Origin of the sequence: Streptomyces sp. NPDC001848 (genome assembly GCF_042891915.1) — a bacterium.
Taxonomy (GTDB): Bacteria; Actinomycetota; Actinomycetes; order Streptomycetales; family Streptomycetaceae; genus Streptomyces.
In genome coordinates, this window is record NZ_JBIATP010000002.1 from 580,824 (window position 1) to 599,772 (window position 18,949).

Annotated in this window: 17 protein-coding genes and 2 pseudogenes; 12 read left to right on the plus strand and 7 right to left on the minus strand. The window is 71.5% G+C overall.

The window, feature by feature from the left end:
* Positions 1 to 291: 291 nt before the first annotated feature.
* Together ACFYZJ_RS05675 and ACFYZJ_RS05680 are read left to right on the plus strand one after the other, a co-directional pair.
* The gene (locus ACFYZJ_RS05675) at positions 292 to 1,233 is read left to right on the plus strand and encodes a 5-dehydro-4-deoxyglucarate dehydratase (protein WP_388563172.1); all 942 of its coding nucleotides are present in this window, start codon (positions 292 to 294) and stop codon (positions 1,231 to 1,233) included.
* Positions 1,230 to 2,393 (plus strand): hypothetical protein, encoded by a 1,164-nt coding sequence (locus ACFYZJ_RS05680; RefSeq protein ID WP_388563174.1) that lies wholly within the window; start codon positions 1,230 to 1,232, stop codon positions 2,391 to 2,393. The genes ACFYZJ_RS05675 and ACFYZJ_RS05680 overlap by 4 nt, the downstream gene beginning before the upstream one ends.
* On the opposite strand, the gene ACFYZJ_RS05685 is transcribed toward ACFYZJ_RS05680, so the two are convergent.
* Both ACFYZJ_RS05685 and ACFYZJ_RS05690 read right to left on the minus strand, forming a co-directional pair.
* Positions 2,330 to 3,562 carry an MFS transporter gene (locus ACFYZJ_RS05685; protein WP_388563176.1) on the minus strand — a complete coding sequence of 411 codons (1,233 nt, stop codon included), beginning with the start codon at positions 3,560 to 3,562 and terminating at the stop codon, positions 2,330 to 2,332. The genes ACFYZJ_RS05680 and ACFYZJ_RS05685 overlap by 64 nt on opposite strands.
* A 209-nt stretch (positions 3,563 to 3,771) precedes the next feature.
* The gene (locus ACFYZJ_RS05690) at positions 3,772 to 4,170 is read right to left on the minus strand and encodes a group 1 truncated hemoglobin (RefSeq protein WP_388563178.1); all 399 of its coding nucleotides are present in this window, start codon (positions 4,168 to 4,170) and stop codon (positions 3,772 to 3,774) included.
* A 290-nt stretch (positions 4,171 to 4,460) separates the two neighbouring features.
* Between ACFYZJ_RS05690 and ACFYZJ_RS05695 the strand changes: the two genes are divergently transcribed.
* The 3 genes and pseudogenes from ACFYZJ_RS05695 to ACFYZJ_RS05705 all read left to right on the plus strand — a co-directional run.
* Positions 4,461 to 5,138, plus strand: coding sequence for a GntR family transcriptional regulator (locus ACFYZJ_RS05695; protein ID WP_388563180.1), 678 nt, complete (start codon positions 4,461 to 4,463; stop codon positions 5,136 to 5,138).
* Entirely contained in the window at positions 5,135 to 6,043 is a 909-nt protein-coding gene (locus ACFYZJ_RS05700; protein WP_388563182.1) for a dihydrodipicolinate synthase family protein, read from the plus strand. The genes ACFYZJ_RS05695 and ACFYZJ_RS05700 overlap by 4 nt, the downstream gene beginning before the upstream one ends.
* Positions 6,040 to 6,813: pseudogene (locus ACFYZJ_RS05705) on the plus strand (dihydroxy-acid dehydratase); the annotation flags it as partial. The gene ACFYZJ_RS05700 and the pseudogene ACFYZJ_RS05705, both read left to right, overlap by 4 nt.
* On the opposite strand, the pseudogene ACFYZJ_RS05710 reads toward ACFYZJ_RS05705, so the two are convergent.
* Positions 6,812 to 6,946, minus strand: a pseudogene (locus ACFYZJ_RS05710) (SigE family RNA polymerase sigma factor); the annotation flags it as partial. The pseudogenes ACFYZJ_RS05705 and ACFYZJ_RS05710 overlap by 2 nt on opposite strands.
* A 253-nt stretch (positions 6,947 to 7,199) precedes the next feature.
* On the opposite strand from ACFYZJ_RS05710, the gene ACFYZJ_RS05715 reads away from it, so the two are divergent.
* A complete protein-coding gene (locus tag ACFYZJ_RS05715; RefSeq protein ID WP_388563184.1) occupies positions 7,200 to 8,651 on the plus strand; it encodes an NCS2 family permease in 1,452 nt (483 codons plus the stop codon).
* A gap of 39 nt (positions 8,652 to 8,690) precedes the next feature.
* On the opposite strand, the gene ACFYZJ_RS05720 is transcribed toward ACFYZJ_RS05715, so the two are convergent.
* The 3 genes from ACFYZJ_RS05720 to ACFYZJ_RS05730 form a co-directional block, all read right to left on the minus strand.
* A complete protein-coding gene (locus ACFYZJ_RS05720; protein WP_388563186.1) occupies positions 8,691 to 10,148 on the minus strand; it encodes a peptidoglycan D,D-transpeptidase FtsI family protein in 1,458 nt (485 codons plus the stop codon).
* Between the two features lie 110 nt (positions 10,149 to 10,258).
* Positions 10,259 to 10,747, minus strand: coding sequence for a GNAT family N-acetyltransferase (locus ACFYZJ_RS05725; RefSeq protein ID WP_388563188.1), 489 nt, complete (start codon positions 10,745 to 10,747; stop codon positions 10,259 to 10,261).
* A gap of 3 nt (positions 10,748 to 10,750) precedes the next feature.
* The gene (locus ACFYZJ_RS05730; RefSeq protein ID WP_388563190.1) at positions 10,751 to 11,524 is read right to left on the minus strand and encodes an IclR family transcriptional regulator; all 774 of its coding nucleotides are present in this window, start codon (positions 11,522 to 11,524) and stop codon (positions 10,751 to 10,753) included.
* Positions 11,525 to 11,657: 133 nt separating this feature from the next.
* On the opposite strand from ACFYZJ_RS05730, the gene ACFYZJ_RS05735 reads away from it, so the two are divergent.
* Both ACFYZJ_RS05735 and ACFYZJ_RS05740 read left to right on the plus strand, forming a co-directional pair.
* Positions 11,658 to 13,187, plus strand: a complete 1,530-nt coding sequence (locus ACFYZJ_RS05735) for an aldehyde dehydrogenase (NADP(+)) (RefSeq protein ID WP_388563192.1) — start codon at positions 11,658 to 11,660, stop codon at positions 13,185 to 13,187.
* 21 nt (positions 13,188 to 13,208) lie between these two features.
* Positions 13,209 to 13,817: a DUF1349 domain-containing protein gene (locus ACFYZJ_RS05740; RefSeq protein ID WP_388563194.1), complete on the plus strand. Its 609-nt coding sequence runs from the start codon at positions 13,209 to 13,211 to the stop codon at positions 13,815 to 13,817.
* On the opposite strand, the gene ACFYZJ_RS05745 is transcribed toward ACFYZJ_RS05740, so the two are convergent.
* Entirely contained in the window at positions 13,812 to 15,191 is a 1,380-nt protein-coding gene (locus ACFYZJ_RS05745) for an MFS transporter (RefSeq protein ID WP_388563196.1), read from the minus strand. The genes ACFYZJ_RS05740 and ACFYZJ_RS05745 overlap by 6 nt on opposite strands.
* Before the next feature lie 70 nt (positions 15,192 to 15,261).
* Here ACFYZJ_RS05745 and ACFYZJ_RS05750 point away from each other — a divergent pair, with 70 nt between their 5' ends.
* The 4 genes from ACFYZJ_RS05750 (at position 15,262) to ACFYZJ_RS05765 (ending at position 18,699) form a co-directional block, all read left to right on the plus strand.
* Positions 15,262 to 16,257, plus strand: coding sequence for a GlxA family transcriptional regulator (locus tag ACFYZJ_RS05750; protein WP_388563198.1), 996 nt, complete (start codon positions 15,262 to 15,264; stop codon positions 16,255 to 16,257).
* A complete protein-coding gene (locus tag ACFYZJ_RS05755; RefSeq protein ID WP_388563200.1) occupies positions 16,254 to 16,757 on the plus strand; it encodes a GNAT family N-acetyltransferase in 504 nt (167 codons plus the stop codon). The genes ACFYZJ_RS05750 and ACFYZJ_RS05755 overlap by 4 nt, the downstream gene beginning before the upstream one ends.
* Positions 16,758 to 16,834: 77 nt before the next feature.
* Positions 16,835 to 17,551, plus strand: coding sequence for a DsbA family oxidoreductase (locus tag ACFYZJ_RS05760; RefSeq protein WP_388563202.1), 717 nt, complete (start codon positions 16,835 to 16,837; stop codon positions 17,549 to 17,551).
* 62 nt (positions 17,552 to 17,613) lie between these two features.
* Positions 17,614 to 18,699: an aminotransferase class V-fold PLP-dependent enzyme gene (locus ACFYZJ_RS05765; RefSeq protein ID WP_388563204.1), complete on the plus strand. Its 1,086-nt coding sequence runs from the start codon at positions 17,614 to 17,616 to the stop codon at positions 18,697 to 18,699.
* Positions 18,700 to 18,949 lie beyond the last annotated feature (250 nt).

Sequence of the window (18,949 nt, forward strand, 5' to 3'; positions counted from 1 at the left end):
CCGCATTCGTGCACAGGATGGCCGCATTCGTGCACAGAATTCACATGCATGGAAACGCTAGGGATCGCCGACCGGCCCGTCAAGTGTGGCGCGGAGGTGTGGAATCGGCCCCTGACTTGCCCGGTTGCGCGCTTGACCGGCTCTGAGGTGGCCCCATAGCGTGGGGTCGTTCAGAAACATGGACGCGGATCAGAAGCGTGCACCGGTTCCGATATGGTCCACCATCCGGAGTGGGGTTCACCGGGAGCGCCCCGTCGGTCCGCACAGGAGCGCCTGTTCAAGGGAGAGCCCGTGACCTCAGCCCCTCTCGCCGCTCGACTCGGCATTCCCACCGGGCCCCTGTTCTTCCCCGTCACCGCGTACGGGCCCGACGGCTCCCTCGCCCTCGACGTCTACCGCGCCCATGTGCGCAGGGGCGTGGAGGCGGGCGCCGCCGCCGTGTTCGCGTGCTGCGGCACGGGTGAGTTCCACGCGCTGACGCCGGAGGAGTTCGAGGCGTGCGTAGGGGCGGCCGTCGAGGCCGCGGACGGGCGGGTGCCGGTCGTGGCGGGCGCCGGCTACGGGACCGCGCTCGCCGTGCGCTACGCGAGGCTCGCGGAGGGCGCCGGGGCGGACGGGCTGCTCGCCATGCCTCCCTACCTCGTGGTCGCGGGCCAGGAGGGCCTGCTGCGGCACTACCGGGAGCTCGCCGCCGCGACCTCGATGCCGACCGTCGTCTACCAGCGCGACAACGCCGTGTTCACGCCCGGGACGGTGGTGGAACTCGCCCGCACGGACGGTGTCATCGGCCTCAAGGACGGGCTCGGCGACCTGGATCTGATGCAGCGCATCGTCAGCGCCGTGCGCAGCGAGGTCCCGGGCGACTTCCTCTACTTCAACGGGCTGCCGACCGCCGAGCAGACCCAGCTCGCCTACCGCGGCATCGGCATCACGCTGTACTCGTCCGCCGTGTTCTGCTTCGTCCCGGAGATCGCCGTCGTCTTCCACCAGGCACTCGCCTCCGGCGACGACACCACCGTGAACCGGCTCCTCGACGGCTTCTACCGCCCGTTCGTCGAACTGCGCTCCCGCGGCCGCGGCTATGCCGTCTCCCTCGTCAAGGCGGGGGTACGGCTGCGCGGTCTGGACGTCGGCGAGGTACGGCCGCCGCTGCACGAGCCCTCCGAGGACCACGTCGAACAGCTCGCCCAGCTGATCGACCGCGGGTACGCGCTGCTCGAGGAGGGCATGTGAAGGCGTCGGCGTTCGTCTACCCCTGGGACGTCAACGGGGACCCCGAGGCCCCGGACCGCATCGCCGCGCTGGGCGTCCGCCAGGCGACCCTCGCCTCCGCGTACCACTCCACACGCGCCCTCACGCCCCGGCACCCGCGCCACCGCATCGTGACCGCCCGCCACACGGCCGTGCTCTACCCGGCGGACACGCGCTGGGAGGGCCGCGCCCTGCGCCCCCACCCGGCCGGCGACTGGGCCCCGGGCGACGCCTTCGGCGAGGCGGCCCGCGCGCTCACCGCGGCCGGGCTGGAAGTGCACACCTGGGTGGTCCTGGCGCACAACTCCCGCCTGGGCGAGGAGCATCCCGGCACCTGTGTGGTCAACGCCTACGGTGACCGCTACCCCTGGGCGCCGTGCATCGCGCAGCCCGCCACGCGCGCGTACCTCGTCGACCTGGCGGCCGAGGCCGCCGTACGGCCCGGGGCGCGCGGCACCGAGCTCGAATCGCTCGGCTGGTACGGACTGGCGCACCTGCACGCCCATGACAAGATCGGCGGCGTCCCGCTCGGGGACGCCGGGCAGTACCTGATGTCCCTGTGCTTCTGCCCGAGCTGCCGTGCGGGCTACGGACGGCACGGACCGGACGCCGACGAGCTGGCCGCGGCGGTACGGGCCGCACTGGAGCCGGTGTGGCGCGGCGCGCCCTCCGACGGGGGCTGGGCGGGCGTCGAGAAGCTCCTCGGTGAGACGAGAGCGGCCGCCACGCGCGCGTGGCGCGACACCACCGCCCGCACGCTCCAGGAGGAGGCCGTGGCAGCGGTCCGGGCGGCCGCCCCCGACGGCTTCCAGGTACTGCTGCACGCGGATCCGGTCTCGTACCACTGCGGCGCCAACGCGGGCGTCGACCCCGCCCACATCCTGTCCGTCGCGGACGGTGTGGTGGTGCCCTGCACGGGCGGCGCCGACCTGCTGACGCCGTTCGCGGAACAGAACCGGACGGGTGCCGTCCTCGCGGCCAACCTCACCGTGGTCTCCGGCATGGGCGGCAGCCCGGCGACACTCGCGCGCGACGCCCGTGGCGCCACCGAGCGGGGCGCCACGGAACTGCGGCTGTATCACGCCGGGTTGGCGTCCGACGGCGACCTCGACGCCGTACGGGAAGCACTCGCGGCGCTGTGACACAGCGGCACCACCGCCACCGGCGCGACCAGGCCCAGCACCACCAGTACCAGCCGCTGGTCGACCAGTTCGACCAGCGCCGCCCCGAGGGCCAGCCCGACCGCGTTCGGCCCGAACAGCAGCGTGTTCGCCGTGGCGGCCGCACGGCCCAGCAGCGGGCCCGACGTCTCCCGCTGCACCGCGGTGAACGCCGCGATCAGGACACACGGCAGTCCCGCGCCGATGGCTGCGCCGCAGCCCAGCGCCACCGGGTCGGACGGGATCGCACGGAGCGCCGCACCGGCGGCGAACAGGGCGATGCCGCAGGCCGCGAACCGGCGCTCGCCCAGGCGGCGCAGGGCGGGGCCGGAGATCGTGCCCATGAGCACCGAACCGGTGCCCTGGACGGCGGCGAGCTCCCCGGCGTACGCCGGGGAGCGGCCCAGGCCGTCCACGACCGCGTAGACCATCGCGCCGTTGAGCCCGGCGAACAGCATGGTGATCCCGCCGGCCAGGACGAGCGGCCGCAGCCGCTCGTGCCCGAACAGATGGCGCGCGCCCTCGGCGGTCCGCGTACGCAGGCCGGCGGTGGGCGGCTCGGGCCTGTCCGCACGGACCCGCAGCAGCGCGTACAGGCCCGCGGCGAGCACGAACGTGACCGCGTCCAGGAACGCCACGCCGGGGCCGCCGTACGCCGCGTAGATCCCCGCCCCGGCCAGTGGGGCGACCAGCTTCATGCCCTCCATGGCCGCCGTCCTCAGTCCGTTGAAGTCACCCAGCAGCGAACCGTCGACGGCGGTGGCGACCAGCGCGGACTCGGCCGCGTCGTGCACGATCCCGGCCGCCCCGTACACCAGTAGAACCGCGTACAGCAGCCACAACGCCTGCGGCGAGTCGACGGTGAGGAGGGTGAGGAGGAGGGCGGCCAGGCCGAGGTTCGTGGCGATCAGCAGGGGTTTGCGGCGGAGGCGGTCGGCGAGCGTGCCCAGGGCCGGGCCGGCCAGGACCGGCGCCCACAGGGCGAGCAGGCACAGCGAGGCCAGGCCGTCCGAGCCGGTGAGGTCCTTCACCCACACCCCGGATGCCAGCCACAGCGCCGACGTGCCGAAGCCGGACACCACCACGCCGGCCAGACAGAGCCCCGCACTGCGGTCGCGCAGCATGCGCGCCGCGGTCCATCCAGTCGTCATGCCCGGTCATCGTGGCCGTAAGGACCCGGGCGCCGGATCGGGCAGCTGCCTTGGAAACGCGGGTCCGCGCGCCGGGCCGAACGGACATCCGTAGGGCCTCGTACCCGGAACCCCACCGCCGGCGCCTCGATGCGCTCATCATCGGCTGAGCGGGCGCCGCGACAGGGGCGAGGTGTCACCCACCCCCCGGCCCCTCGCGGCCGTGACCGTCAGGCCGTGACGATCTCCCCCTTCAGCGGCAGCAGCGCCCCCGCGACGGTGTCGATCGTGGGGGCGTCCACTCCCGCCTCGGCCAGTGCGGCGGCCAGGTGCTGTACGACCTTGTCGAACGCGGCGTCGGTGATCGCCAGGCCCGCGTGCGCCGCGCGCATCGCGCGGCCCGGGTACGGGCGCTTCGCGCCGAGCGCCTGGCCGACGAACAGACGCTGGTGCCGTTTGAGGCGGTCCATGTCGACGCCGTCGAACCAGTTCGCCAACTCCGGGTCGGCGAGCACCTTGTCGTAGAAGACGTCGACCACGGCTGCGACGGCGGCCTCGCCGCCGATCCGTTCGAAGACGGTGGTCTCCGCGGCGGGCGCGGCGGGCTCTGGGGCGGTGGAATCCAACATGACCGCAGCGTCCACCGGCCGTCTTGCACCGCCGTGTGCCGGCCGTTTCCCGGGCGTCAAGTCGCGCTCCCCGCGCGCCGGAACGGAAGCTGAACCCCCGTCAACGAGCCATTAACACGACGAGTGACCATCCGTCACACGGGTGTTGCCGCAACTCCCTTTGTCAGAAGCATTGACGAAACACAGGGCTGCTCTTACCTTCGACGCGTCGTACTTCGTACGTCATATATGAGACGCGATACGCGAAATCAGATACGCGACATCACTCACGTGACATCCGAGAGGCGCGCATGACCTCTGTGCCCACGCCGATCCCCTCCCGTACCCAGTACGTGCTGGAGGGGATCAAACACCGCATCCTCGCCGGGCAGCTCACGCCCGGTCAGCCCTTGGTGGAGACCGAACTCGCCGCTCAGTTCGGGGTGTCGAAGACCCCCGTGCGCGAGGCGCTCAAGACCCTGGCCGGGACCGGGCTCGTCGTGATGAGCCAGTACAAGGGCGTCACGGTGCGCATGGTGGACGCGGACATGGCGCGCGAGGTCTACGACGTCCGGCTGCTCCTGGAGCCGGAGGCGCTGCGGCGCTCGGTGCGGCGCGGGGCCTCCCTGGACGCCGCGCGCGACGCGCTGGAGCGGGCCGACGAGGCGAACGACACGGCCGAACGCTCCCTGGCCAACCGGGAGTTCCACCGCGCCCTGTACCTGCCGTGCGGCAACCCGCTGCTCGGCCGGATGCTCGACGAGGTCCGCGACCAGGCCGCCCTCGTCTCCGCCGTCGCCTGGGCCGCCGACCCCTCCTGGGAGCGGGAGGCCGGCGAGCACCGGGAGATCCTGCGGCTCGCCCTCGAAGGCGACGCCGACGGGGCGGCGAGCGTCCTCCACGCCCACATCGCGTCGTTCGTGCGACGGGCCTTCCCCGCGACCGAAGCAGCGGAGCCGGGGGTCCGGGGAGAGGACGGTCAGGAATGACAACGACGTTCGAGACCCAGCGGGCGGCCCTGGCCGACGTGGTGGCGATCCCGGTGACCCCGTTCACCGAGGACGGCCGCGTGGACCAGGACGCCCACCGGGCCCTGCTGCGTCGCCTGCTCGACGGCGGGGTGAGGACCCTGACGCCCAACGGCAACACCGGGGAGTTCTACGCCCTCACCCCCGAGGAGCGGCGCCTCGTCACCGAACTGACCGTCCAGGAGGCCGGGGAGCGGGCCGCGATCCTGGTCGGGGTGGGGCACGACGTGCCCACCGCCGTCGCCTGCGCCCGGCACGCCCGCGAGCTGGGCGCCCCGATGGTGATGGTCCACCAGCCCGTCCACCCGTACGTCTCGGCCGCCGGCTGGGTCGACTACCACCGCGCGATCGCCGAGGCCGTCCCCGAACTGGGCGTCGTGCCCTACATCCGCAACGCCCAGTTGCCCGGCACGCGGCTCGCCGAGCTCGCCGACCACTGCCCGAACGTCATCGGGGTGAAGTACGCCGTCCCCGACGCCGCCAAGTTCGCGGCCTTCGCACGGGACGCCGGCCTGGACCGGTTCGTCTGGGTGGCGGGCCTCGCCGAACCGTACGCGCCCTCCTACTTCTCGGCCGGTGCCACGGGCTTCACCTCGGGGCTCGTGAACGTCGCCCCGTCCGTCTCGCTGAACATGATCGAAGCGCTTCGATCGGGCGACTACCCGGCCGCCATGAAGGTCTGGGAGCAGATCCGCCGCTTCGAGGAGCTGCGCGCCGCGAACGGCTCCGCCGACAACGTCACCGTCGTCAAGGAGGCCCTCGCCTCCCTCGGGCTGTGCCGCCGGGACGTGCGCCCGCCCAGCAGGGCGCTGCCCGAGGAGGAGCGCGCGGAGGTCGCCGCCATCGCCGCCGGGTGGTCCGTATGAAGAAGCCGGAACAGCTCAGAAGCCACCAGTGGTACGGCACCGACGGGCTGCGCTCCTTCAGCCACCGGGCCCGCACCCGGCAGCTCGGCTATCTGCCCGAGGAGCACCTCGGCAAGCCCGTCATCGCCATCCTGAACACCTGGTCCGACATCAATCCTTGTCATGTACATCTAAGAAATCGCGCGCAGGCCGTGAAGCGTGGCGTGTGGCAGGCGGGCGGCTTCCCGCTGGAGTTCCCGGTCTCCACGCTCAGCGAGACCTTCCAGAAGCCGAGCCCGATGCTGTACCGCAACCTGCTGTCGATGGAGACCGAGGAGCTGCTGCGCTCCTACCCGGTCGACGGGGCCGTGCTGCTGGGCGGCTGCGACAAGTCCACGCCCGCGCTGCTCATGGGGGCCGCGAGCGTCGACCTGCCCACCATCTTCGTGCCCGCGGGGCCGATGCTGCCGGGCCGCTGGCGGGGCGAGGTCCTCGGCTCCGGCACCGACATGTGGAAGTACTGGGACGACAAGCGCGCCGGCCTCATCGGCGACTGCGAGATGCAGGAGCTGGAGAGCGGTCTCGCCCGCTCGCCCGGGCACTGCATGACGATGGGTACGGCGTCCACGCTGACGGCGGCCGCCGAGGCGCTCGGTGTCACGGTCCCCGGGGCGTCCAGCATCCCCGCCGTCGACTCCGGGCACGACCGGATGGCCGCCGCCGCGGGCCTGAGGATCGTCGAACTCGTCCACCAGGACCGGAAGTTGTCCGAGATCCTGACCCGCGAGGCGCATCGGCCGCCAGATCGTCGGCGGCGTCCGCCTCGCCGGTCAGCAGATGGGCGAGCCGGGCGAGTTCCGCGTAGTGCCGCTCGAAGAAGGCGTGGAACTCCACGGAGGCGGCGTCGTCGACGACAGTGCCCACGGGCGACCTCTCCTCGCTGCGGCTCCGGCACCGGTGACGGCGCCTGTGTATGTCATGTAGATGCCATGTGGACGACTGGAGTACGTCCCGGGTGAGATCCGGAAGCGTAGCAGCGTTCGTACGAGGCTTCGAACGCCGTATGGCAGGCCGAACTCTCCGATTCCGTAACACGGAGAAAACCTGAAACGCGTTCACCGGGGGAACAATCCAGCCAGCATCCGCACCGGTTCAACAGGCACCAAGGAGTCACTCCATGCCCGACACGCAGAAGGTGGCCGGTCGGCCGAGCGCCGCACCCCCGGCGGTCAACGGTCTCGACCGGTACTTCAGAATCTCCGAACGGGGCTCCACCTTCGGCCGCGAGATACGTGGCGGCTTCGCCACGTTCTTCACGATGGCCTATATCCTTGTCCTGAATCCGATCATCCTGGGCAGCGCCAAGGACAAGTTCGGCCACCAACTGGACACCGGCCAACTGGTCACGGCCACCGCGCTGGTGGCCTGTGTGATGACGATCATCATGGGCGTCGGCGGCAACCTGCCGCTCGCCATCGCCGCCGGTCTCGGCCTCAACGCCGTCGTCGCCTTCCAGCTCGCCCCGCTGATGAGCTGGGCCGACGCCATGGGCCTGGTCGTCATCGAGGGCATCCTGATCTGTGTCCTGGTGCTCACCGGCCTCCGGGAAGCGATCATGAATGCGATCCCGCAGCAGCTCAAGCAGGCCATCGGCGTCGGCATCGGCCTGTTCATCGCCTTCATCGGCTTCGTCGACGCCGGGTTCGTCAGCCGCATCCCGGACGCCGCGAACACCACCGTGCCGGTGCAACTGGGCACCGTGGGCCGGCTGACCGGCTGGCCCGTCCTGGTCTTCTGTCTCGGGGTGCTCCTCACCATCGCGCTGCTCGCCCGCAGGGTGAAGGGCGCGATCCTGATCAGCATCGTGACCATGACCGTCGTCGCGATCGTCATCAACGCCGTCGTCGACATCAAGAGCTGGGGCCTGACCACCCCGAAGGTCCCCGACAAGATCGCGGCGACCCCCGACTTCGGGCTCGTCGGTCACTTCAGCCTGTTCGGCGCCTTCGGCGAGACCGGCGCGATCACGGTGATCCTGCTGATCTTCACCCTGATCCTGTCGGACTTCTTCGACGCCATGGGCACCATCGTCGGCATCAGCGCCGAGGCCGGCCTGCTCGACGAGCAGGGTCAGGTACCGGGCATCGGCCGTGTCCTGTTCATCGACGGCGCCGCCGCGATCGCCGGCGGCGTGGGCTCCGCCTCCTCCAACACCGCGTACATCGAGTCCGCCGCCGGTGTCGGTGAGGGCGCGCGCACCGGGTTCGCCAACCTGGTCACCGGCGGGCTGTTCGGCCTCGCCCTGTTCCTCACCCCGCTGCTGACCATCGTGCCGCTGCAGGCGGCGGCGCCCGCCCTGATCGCGGTCGGCTTCCTGATGATGACGCACGTCAAGCACATCGACTGGGACCGCTACGAGATCGCCGTCCCGGCGTTCCTCACCATCGCCGCGATGCCGTTCACGTACTCGATCACCGACGGCATCGGCGCCGGGTTCCTGTCGTACGTCGTCATCAAGACGGTCCTCGGCAAGGCCAGGGAGGTCAACTGGCTGCTGTGGGGCGTGTCGGCGCTGTTCCTGGTGTACTTCGCGATCGATCCGGTGGAGCAGCTCCTCGGAGTCAGGTGAGGCCCGGGGCAGCCCCGTCGGAGGGCTGCCCCCAAGGGACTAACTCCTGAGCGCCGCCTGCATCATCGCCTTGGCCACCGGTGCCGCCAGCCCGTTGCCGCTGACCTCCGAGCGTGCCGCGTCCGACTGCTCGACCACCACCGCGACGGCGATCTCCTTGCCCGTCGAGTCGGACTTGCCGTACGAGGTGAACCAGGCGTACGGCACCTGGCTGTTGTTCTCGCCGTGCTGTGCGGTGCCGGTCTTGCCGCCCACGGTGACGCCCGGAATCCGGGCGTTCGTCCCCGTGCCCTTCGCGACGACCGTCTGCATGGCCGACTGCAGCTGCGCGGCGGTCGAGGAACTCACGATCCGCTTCCTGGACGTGTCGTTGTCGTAGTTCTTCAGCACATCGCCGCCGCTGTCGGTGATCTGCGACACCATATGCGGGCTGACCAGCTCACCGCCGTTGGCTATGGCTGCGGACACCATGGCCATCTGCAGCGGGGTCGCGGTCACGTCGAACTGGCCGATGCCGGACAGGGCCGTCTGCGCCTTGTCCATGTTCGAGGGGTACACGCTCGCGTACGCCCGCACCGGCACGTTCAGCCGGTCGTCGTCGAAGCCGAACTTCTCGGCCATCGCCTTCACCTTGTCCTGGCCGAGGTCGACGGCCATCTTGGCGAAGACGTTGTTGCAGGAGTACTCGAGTGCCGTGCGGATCGTCGCGTTCGTACAGGGCGCGTTCGGGTTCTCGTTCGACAGGTCGCGGGTGGTGCCCGGCAGCGTGTACGGGTCCGGGCTGTCGGTCTTCTGGTCCACCGACGAGTAGAGCCCGTCCTCCAGCGCGGCCGCCGCCACCACCAGCTTGAACGTCGAGCCCGGCGGCAGCGGCTGGCGCAGCGCCCGGTTGGTGAGCGGCTTGTCCGCATCCGCGTTGAGCTGCTTCCAGGCAGCGGCGGCGGTGTTGGCGTCGGTCAGCGACGAGGGGTCGTAGGACGGGGTCGAGACGACCGCGAGGATCCGGCCGGTCCTCGGGTCGATCGCGACGGCCGCGCCCTTCTTGTCGCCGAGTGCCTCGTACGCCGCCTTCTGCACGTCCGGATCGATCGTCGTGACCACGTTGCCCGGGGCGGCCCGCTGGTTGGTGATCGTGTCCATGACGGTCTTCAGCCGGGGATCCGTGCCGTTGAGCAGGTCCTGGTAGACGCCTTCCAGCTGGGTCGGCGCATAGCTCTGCGAGGCGTAGCCCGTCACCGCCGCGTACAGCTTGCCGTCGGTGTAGGTGCGCTTGTACGCGAGGTCGCCACCGCTCGTCCGCGCCGAGCCGGTGACCGCCCTTCCGGCCACGATGATGTTCCCCAGCGGCTGCGAGTACGTCTCGATCGCGCCTCGCCGGTTGTCCTTGTCGTCCGCGAGCGCCTCGCCGTCGTAGAACTGCACCCAGGTGGCCCTGACCAGCAGGGCGAACACCAGGACCAGCACGAAGACGGAGGCGCGCCTGATCGTCTTGTTCATGCCGACCAGGAGGACGAACGAGAGGGGCCGGATCGTTCCCGAACGCCCCTTTTCTCATCCGGCGCTCAGGAAAGCCGTCGGCCGGCCCCCCGTCGGTCAGCCCCCGTCGGTCAGCCCTCCGTCGGCCGGCCCTCCAGCGTCAGCACGACCTCGTCGATCTCCTCACCCCGCGCGTGCGCGTACCCCCTGGCCCGCGCCGCCTCCCGGAACCCGCACTTCTGAAGGACGCGCAGCGACCCGGCGTTGTCCGCCGCCGCCCGTGCGTACAGCGGGCGTTCCGGCACCTCGGCCAGCAGCCCCCGCAGCGCGGCCGTCGCCACACCCCGCCCCCAGTACGCGCGGTCGATCCAGTACGTCACCTCGCGCTCGCCCGGCTTCCCGTAGACCGCCGCGCTCCCCACCACGTCACCGTCCGCGAGGACGGTGCGGGCGAGGACGTCGGACGAGGACCGTATCTTCTTCCAGTGGGCGTCGAAGACGTCCCGGTCGCCCGGGTCCCCGGGGGTGAACGCGGCCATCCGCACCGCCTCGGGATCGCTCATCTGCCGGTGGAAGACCGGCAGATCGCTGTCGTGGACCTCGCGGAGCACGACCTCCATGGTTCACAGCCTCCGGGTGGCGAGCGTCAGGCGGTCCCTGGCGTCGAACAGCGCGTCCTTGATCATCTGTTCGTGGGCCGGGGTCAGCCGCGCGACCGGCACCGAACAGCTGATCGCGTCGCGGGCCGGGGTGCGGTAGGGGATCGCGACCCCGAAGCAGCGCAGCCCGAGCGTGTTCTCCTCCCGGTCCACGGCGAAGCCCTGTTCCCGGACCTGGTGCAGCTCCTCGATGAGCTTCTCGCGGTCCGTGATGGTGTGTTCGGTCAGCGCCGGGAGCGTCTCCGGGAGCAGCTTGCGGACCTGCTCGTCCGTGTACGTGCTCAGCAGCGCCTTGCCCAGCGACGTCGAGTGCGCGGGCAGCCGGCGCCCCACCCGGGTGAACGGCCGCAGGTAGTGCTGCGACTGGCGGGTGGCCAGGTACACCACGTTCGTGCCGTCGAGGCGTGCCAGGTGGATCGTCTCCGTCGTGTCGTCCGACAGCCGGTCCAGGGTCGGGCGGGCCGCCGCCACCACCTCGTCACCGTCGATGTACGAGGTGCCGACCAGCAGGGCCCGCACCCCGATGCCGTACCGCGTGCCCGTCGCGTCCGTCTCCACCCAGCCCAGCTCCACGAGTGTGCGCAGCAGCATGTACAGACTGGACTTGGGGTACCCGACCGCCTCCTGCACGGAGGCCAGGGAGTGCATACCGGGACGACCGGCGAAGTACTCGAGCAACTCGACCGTCCGCACCGCGGACTTGACCTGCGCCCCGCCGCCTGTCTCGCCTGCCGACATCGCCCTTGACCCCTTCGTTCGACGGGAAATAGTCTCCGAGCAGCATATTCATCATCAGAGACAGTGTTCAGTATATCGAACACCCCTGATGGCTGACGTACGAACTGCGGCATGACATCTGGAGGGACCCGCGGTGGCAGCAGCACCAGTCTGGAGTGTCGACCCCCGTACCGGGAAGCAGCGTGAACAGGTTGCGGTGGAGGCCACAGCCGAGGAGGTCGACGCCACCGTCCGGGCCGCCCACGACGCCCGCGCATCCCTCGCCGACCGCGCGGTCCGCTCCGCCTTCCTGCGCACCGCGGCCGACGAGTTGGAGGCGGCCGGGGACCAGCTCGTGGAGGCGGCGGACGCGGAGACCGCCCTCGGCCCGGCGCGGCTGACGGGCGAGCTCGCCCGCACCTGCTACCAGCTGCGTGCCTTCGCGGACATCGTCGACGAGGGCGCCTTCCTCGACGTCGTCATCAACCACCCCGACGACACCGCGACCCCGCCGATCCCCGACCTGCGCCGCTACAAGGTGCCGCTGGGCGTCGTCGCCGTCTACTCGGCCTCCAACTTCCCGTTCGCCTTCTCCGTGGCCGGCGGCGACACCGCGAGCGCGCTCGCCGCGGGCTGCCCCGTCGTGGTCAAGGCCCATCCCGACCACCCGGCCCTGTCCGAGCTGGTCGCGGCGGTGCTGCGCCGGGCCGCCGAGCGGCACGCCATCCCCAGGGACGTCGTCGGCCTCGTCCACGGTTTCCAGGCGGGCATCGAGCTGATCAAGCACCCGCTGATCGCCGCCGCCGGGTTCACCGGCTCCATCCGCGGCGGTCGTGCCCTCTTCGACGCGGCGGCGGCCCGCCCCGTCCCGATCCCCTTCCACGGTGAACTCGGCTCGCTCAACCCGGTGGTCGTCACCGAGGCCGCCGCCGCCGAGCGCGCCGAGCAGATCGGCACCGGGCTGGCGGGCTCCATGACGCTGGGCGTCGGCCAGTTCTGCGTCAAACCCGGCCTCGTCCTGGCCCCGACGGGAGCGGCGGGCGACCGTTTGGTGAAGTCCCTGACCGAGGCGGTCAGCGACACCGATGCCGGTGTGCTGCTCGACCACCGTATGCGTGACAACTTCATCGCCGGAGTCGCCGAGCGCGCGGCCCTCCCCGATGTGGAGTCCCCGGTCACGGCCGGCCCGGGCGGCGAGCACACCGTGAGCGCGGGCTTCCTCACCGTCCCGGCCGAGAAGCTCACCACGGAGGGCGAGTACGACCTGCTCCTGGAGGAGTGCTTCGGCCCGATCACGGTCGTCGCCCGCTACGAGGACGAGGACCAGGCCAAGCGCGTCCTGGGCCGGCTCCCCGGCAACCTCACCGCCACGGTGCACCTGTCCAGCGAGGAGGCGGCGGGTCAGGGCCGTGGCGCGGAGATCCTGCAGGAGCTGACCCCGCTGGCCGGGCGCGTACTCGTCAACGGCTGGCCCACCGGGGTGGCGGTGGCGCCCGCCCAGCACCACGGTGGCCCGTACCCGGCGACGACGTCCACGTCCACGTCGGTCGGTGGTACCGCGATCGAGCGGTGGCTGCGGCCCGTGGTGTACCAGAACGCTCCGGAGGCACTGCTTCCGCCGGAGCTGCGGGACGACAACCCGCTGGGTCTGCCCCGGCGGTTCAACGGCCGTCTGGAGCGTTGAGGTTTCTGGGACACTCTGCCCATGGACCTCGAACTTCCCGAACTCCCTTTCCTCCTTCGTACCTACGGGCCGGAAGGCCACTGGTCGTACGAGGACGGGGTGCTCACCGGCTGGGCGGGAGCCCGGCAGGATCGTTTCGTGCCGCCCACCGGTGAGTCTCTGGACGCCGCCTCCGACGCGCCCCGGCTGCTCGGGGCGCCGGAAGGGGACTTCCAGCTGATCGCCCGCGTCACCGTCGGCTTCGCCGGGGCCTTCGACGCCGGTGTGCTCTACGTCCATGTCGGCGAGCGGGCGTGGGCGAAGCTGTGTCTGGAGTACTCACCGGACGTGCCCACCGTGTGCACCGTGGTGACGCGCGGGCACTCCGACGACGCCAACTCCTTCACCGTGGAGGGCAGTTCGGTGTGGCTCCGGGTCAGCCGGACCGGCCGGGCCTTCGCCTTCCACGCCTCGCGGGACGGGAAGCGGTGGACGTTCGTCCGGCTGTTCACCCTGGGCGACGAGAAGGAGACGGGGGCGGCGTTGGTGGGCTTCATGGCCCAGTCGCCGTTGGGCGAGGGCTGTGTGGTGACGTACGACGGGATCGAGTACCGCCCGCAGTGGCCGGAGGACCTGCGGGACGGTTCATGACGGACTGACCGGGCGCCGCAGGCGCAGCGTGGCCAGGGCCGTCGCGACGAACAGCGCCGCCGAGACGGCGAGTGCCCACCGCATCCCCGCCTCGAAGCCGCCGCCGACCAGCGCCCCGAACACCGCGATGGCCAGGCCCCCGGCCACCTGACGGGCCGAGTTGAGCACGCCCGCCGCGAGGCCCGCGCGGTCCGGGGGAACCGCCTCCATCATCGCGGCCGTCAGCGGCGGCACCGTCAGGGCGCACCCCACCGCCAAAGGGATCAGGAGGACGGCCACCGCGGCGGACGGCGTCGACGCGTCGACTGCGAGCAGGAGCAGCAGTCCCGCCACCGCCAGCAACTGCCCGAGCAGCATCGGCATCCGCACGCCGTACCGTCCTGCCAGCTTCCCCGACACGATGTTGGTCACTGCGATCAGCCCCGACATCGGCAGGAACAGCAGCCCGGCATACAGCGCCGAGCGCCCCTGCACCTGCTGGAAGAACAGGGAGAACAGGAACACCACCCCGTAGAACGCCACGCTGCAGGCCGCCCCCACCGCGACCGCCACGGAGACGTTCCGGTTGCGGAAGAGCGCGAGGGGTACGACAGGATGCGCCTGCCGCGTCTCGATCCGTACGAACGCCGCGCCCGCGGCCACGGCAACCCCCAGCGCCACCAGGCCGGTCGTGCCTCCCTCGATCACCGCGAACGTCAGAGCGCCCAGGGCCACCACCGCCGTCAGCTGGCCCGGGACGTCCAGCGGTGCGGGCCGTGGCCGCGAGTGCGGCGAGCGCACCAGGAGCAGCAGGGCCACCGCCCCCACCGGCAGGTTGATGAAGAAGATCCCCCGCCAGTCCCACGCGGTCGTCAGCGCTCCGCCGGCCACCGGGCCCAGGGCCACGGCCACCGAGCCGCCCGCCGCCCACAGGGCCACCGCCCGTGCCCGGCGGGCCGCGTCCGGGTAGGCCTGACGCACCAGCGCGAGCGAGGCCGGCAGCACCACGGCCGCCGCCGCGCCCTGCGCCACCCGCGCGCCGATCAGCGCCGCCAGGTTCGGTGCGCCTCCGCACGCCGCCGAGGCCAGCGTGAACACGGCGATTCCCGCCCCGTACGCGCGGCTCGCCCCGGCCCGGTCCGCGAACGCCCCGGTCGACAGCATCAGCGCCGCGAAGGTCAGCGTGTAGGCGTCCACCACCCATTGCAGACCCGACAGTCCGGCCGCCATGTCGGCCCCGATGGCCGGGAGCGCGACGTTCACCACCGAGGCGTCAAGGGTGATGATCGCGAAGCCGAGGAGGGCGGCGGTGAGGGTGAGCCCGGGCGAAGGGGGCCGCAACTCCCGGTTCCCAAGGGGAGTTTGGCTGTTCGTCATCGCCTCGTTCGTCGACATGCCTCCACTGTGCGGATCTTCGGCGGCGTACAGTAGTGGCCCGAATGCCATACGTCCGGAGGTTCTGGCCATGGTCGACCAACGAGGGGTCCGCCGGGTCGCCGTCATCGCGGTGCCCCCCGTCTCGATGTTCAACCTCGCCATCCCCGAGCTGCTGTTCACGAAGACCGAGGCCGACGGACGCCCGGGCTACGAGGTGGTCATCTGCGCCCCGGAGCCCGGGCCCGTCCCCACCACCGGCGGCCTCGACCTGTACGTGCGCCACGGCCTCGAGGCACTGCGGGAGGCGGACACGGTGGTCGTCGCGGGCACCGGGTCCGCGTACGCGCCGGACCCGCGGGTCGTGGCCGCCCTGCGCGAGGCGGCCGCCGAGGACAAGCGCATCGCCTCCATCTGCACCGGCGCCTTCCTGCTCGCCGAGGCGGGCCTGCTCACGGGCCGCCGTGCCACGACGTACTGGGAGCACGCCGACCATCTGCGCACGCGGTACCCGGAGGTGGACCTCAGGGGAGACGTGCTGTACATCCAGGACGGCCAGGTCGTGACGTCCTCCGGATACGCCGCCGGCATCGACCTGTGCCTGCACATCATCCGTACCGACTACGGCGCCGCCGTCGCCAACCGGGTCGCCCGGCTGGCCCTGGTCGCCCCCGTGCGCCCCGGGGGCCAGACCCAGTTCACCCAGACACCGCTGCCACCCGAACGGGGCAACGCCTGCGCCGACGTCCGTGGCTGGGCCATGCGCAACCTCGACAAGCCGCTCACGCTCACCGACCTGGCCCGGCACGCGGGCGTCAGCGTGCGCACCCTCACCCGCCGCTTCCACGCCGAGAGCGGGGTCAGCCCACTGCAGTGGCTGCTCCACCAACGCATCGAGCGCGCCAAGGAACTCCTGGAGACGACCACCCTGTCCATGGACCGGATCGCCCGGGCCTCGGGCCTCGGCACCGCCGACTCACTGCGCGCGCACCTGGTCCGCCGTACGGGCCTGACGCCGAGCGCCTACCGCGCCCAGTTCAGCCGCCTCGGAACCGCCACGGACGCGGCCACGTCCTCCGTTGCATGATCGAAGAGCGGGTGACCGGAAGCCGGCTGATCCGTACCGCCCTGCCCGCCGAGGCGCCGGCCGTCGCCGAGCTGCACGCCCGGGCCCGGGCGACGTACTACCCGGACGGGCTGCCGCAGGACGGCACCGACTGGCTCGCCGTCTGGCGGGCCGCCATCGAACGGCCCGACGGGCATGTGCTCTGCGTCGTCGAACACGGGCACATCGTCGGTATCGCGTCCTTCCGCACCCCGGAAGGAGCTCCCGCCGACACGGTCAAGCTCTTCCAGTTCCACGTCGACCCCGAGCACTGGCGCCGCGGCATCGGCACCGAGCTCCACGCGGCCTGCGTCGAGGAGTGGCAGGCCGACGGCAGACGGACGGCCGTCCTCGACGTGCACGTGGACAACCGGCGCGCCCAGGCCTTCTACGCCCGCCACGGCTGGGTTCCCGATCCGGAAAATCCGCCCGCCGAAGGGCGGCACCACCTCTGTCTGCGCTACAGGGTCCCGGGGGAATGAAACCGAGGCGCTTGAACGTTCACGTAGTCTGCGGAGGGAGGCTCCGTACCCGTACGACCTGGAGAGAAGCCGAAGACATGCGCGTGGAGATCTGGTCCGACATCGCCTGCCCCTGGTGCTATGTCGGAAAAGCCCGCTTCGAGAAGGCGCTCCAGGCCTTCCCGCACCGGGACGAGGTCGAGGTGGTGCACCGCTCCTTCGAGCTGGATCCGCACCGCGCCAAGGACGACGTGCAGCCGGTCCTCACGATGCTCGCCAAGAAGTACGGGATGAGCGAGGCGCAGGCCCAGGCCGGTGAGAACAACCTGGGGGCGCAGGCCGCCGCCGAGGGTCTGGAGTACCGCACCACCGGCCGTGACCACGGCAACACCTTCGACATGCACCGCCTGCTGCACTTCGCCAAGGAGCAGGGCAGGCAGGACGAGCTGATCCAGATCCTGTACCGGGCGAACTTCGCCGAGGAACGGTCCCTGTTCACCGAGGGCGACGAGCGGCTGGTGGAGCTGGCCGTGGAGGCAGGGCTCGACGCCGAGAACGTCCGCAAGGTGCTCGCCGACCCCACCGCCTACGCCGACGCCGTGCGCGCCGACGAGCGCGAAGCCGCCGAGCTGGGCGCGAACGGCGTGCCGTTCTTCGTTCTCGACCGCAAGTACGGCGTCTCGGGCGCCCAGCCCGCGGAGGTCTTCGCCCAGGCGCTGACCCAGGCGTGGGGCGAGCGCTCGCCGCTGAAGCTGATCGACGAGGGTGACGCGGACGTCTGCGGACCGGACGGGTGCGCGGTGCCACAGCGCTGAGCAACGCCGCAGGTCAGGCGCACGTATAAGCGTTCCTTGGTTGAACCGCGTAGGAATTCGCCATGGACTACGACTTCGTGCGGCCGCACAGTGGTCCCATGGAGACCTTCGAGACCCTCGTCCGCGCCGAGTTCGCCCCGAAGAACACCTATCTGAACACAGCGAGCACCGGACTACTGCCGGCCCGCACGGTGCAGGCCATGCGGATCGCCGTGGAGTCGGCCGCCGCCGGGCAGCCCACCGACATGTTCGCCGACGTGGAGGCCGCCCGCGCCTCCTTCGCCCGGCTGGCCGGGGTCCCCGAGCGCCGGGTGGCGGCGGGAGCCTCGGTCGCCGTCTACACCGGGCTGATCGCCGCCTCACTGCCCGAGGGCGCCGAGGTCGTCACCGCCGAGGGCGACTTCAGTTCCGTCGTCAACCCCTTCCACATGCGGGGCGACCTCAAGGTCCGCACCGTCCCGCTGGAGCGGATCGCTGAATCCGTACGGCCCGGCACGGCCCTCGTCGCGGTCAGCGCAGCCCAGTCCGCCGACGGCCGGATCGCCGACCTGCCCGCCATCGGCGCGGCGGCCCGGGAGCACGGCGCCCGCACCTACGTGGACGCGTCCCAGGCCGTCGGCTGGCTGGACCTCGACGCGCGGGCGTACGACTACGTCGCCGCCGTCGCCTTCAAATGGCTCTGCTGCCCGCGCGGCGTGGCCTTCCTGGTGGTCCCGGAGGACCTCGGCTCCCTCACGCCGCTCTTCGCCGGCTGGGTCGCGGGGGAGGAGCCCTGGGACAGCTGCTACGGACCGGTTGCCGAACTCGCCCGTTCCGCAAGGAGGTTCGACGAGAGCCCCGCGCTGTTCTCCTACGCGGGCGCCCGCCGCTCCCTGGAACTGCTGGAGGAGCTGGGCGTGGCGCGGGTACGGGCCCACGACCTCGCCCTCGCCGACCGGTTCCGCAAGGGCCTCGACGCACTCGGCCACGCACCGGTCCCCGCACCGGGCTCACCGATCGTGTCCGTGCCCGGACTGGGCCATCGACAGGGCGACCTGAGCCGTGCGGGCGTCGAGGTCTCGGACCGCGCGGGCAACCTGCGCGCGGCCTTCCACCTGTACAACACGCCTGCGGACGTCGACCGCCTGCTGGACGGACTGTCCGGATGACGGGCGCCGCCCGGAGCCCGTCGTGCAATGGGCTCCAGGCGCCGTCCGGTCACTCCACGGTCACTTCACGGTCGTGGAGTCCCTCGCCCTGATGCTGTGATTTCCGGGGGCGACTCCCGGACCCCCGGCCGGGGCCTGGCTCAGTTCACGGGCGTGGAGTCCCTCGCCCTGATGCTGTGATTTCCGGGGGCGACTCCCGGACCCCCGGCCGGGGCCTGGCTCAGTTCACGGGCGTGGAGTCCCTCGCCCT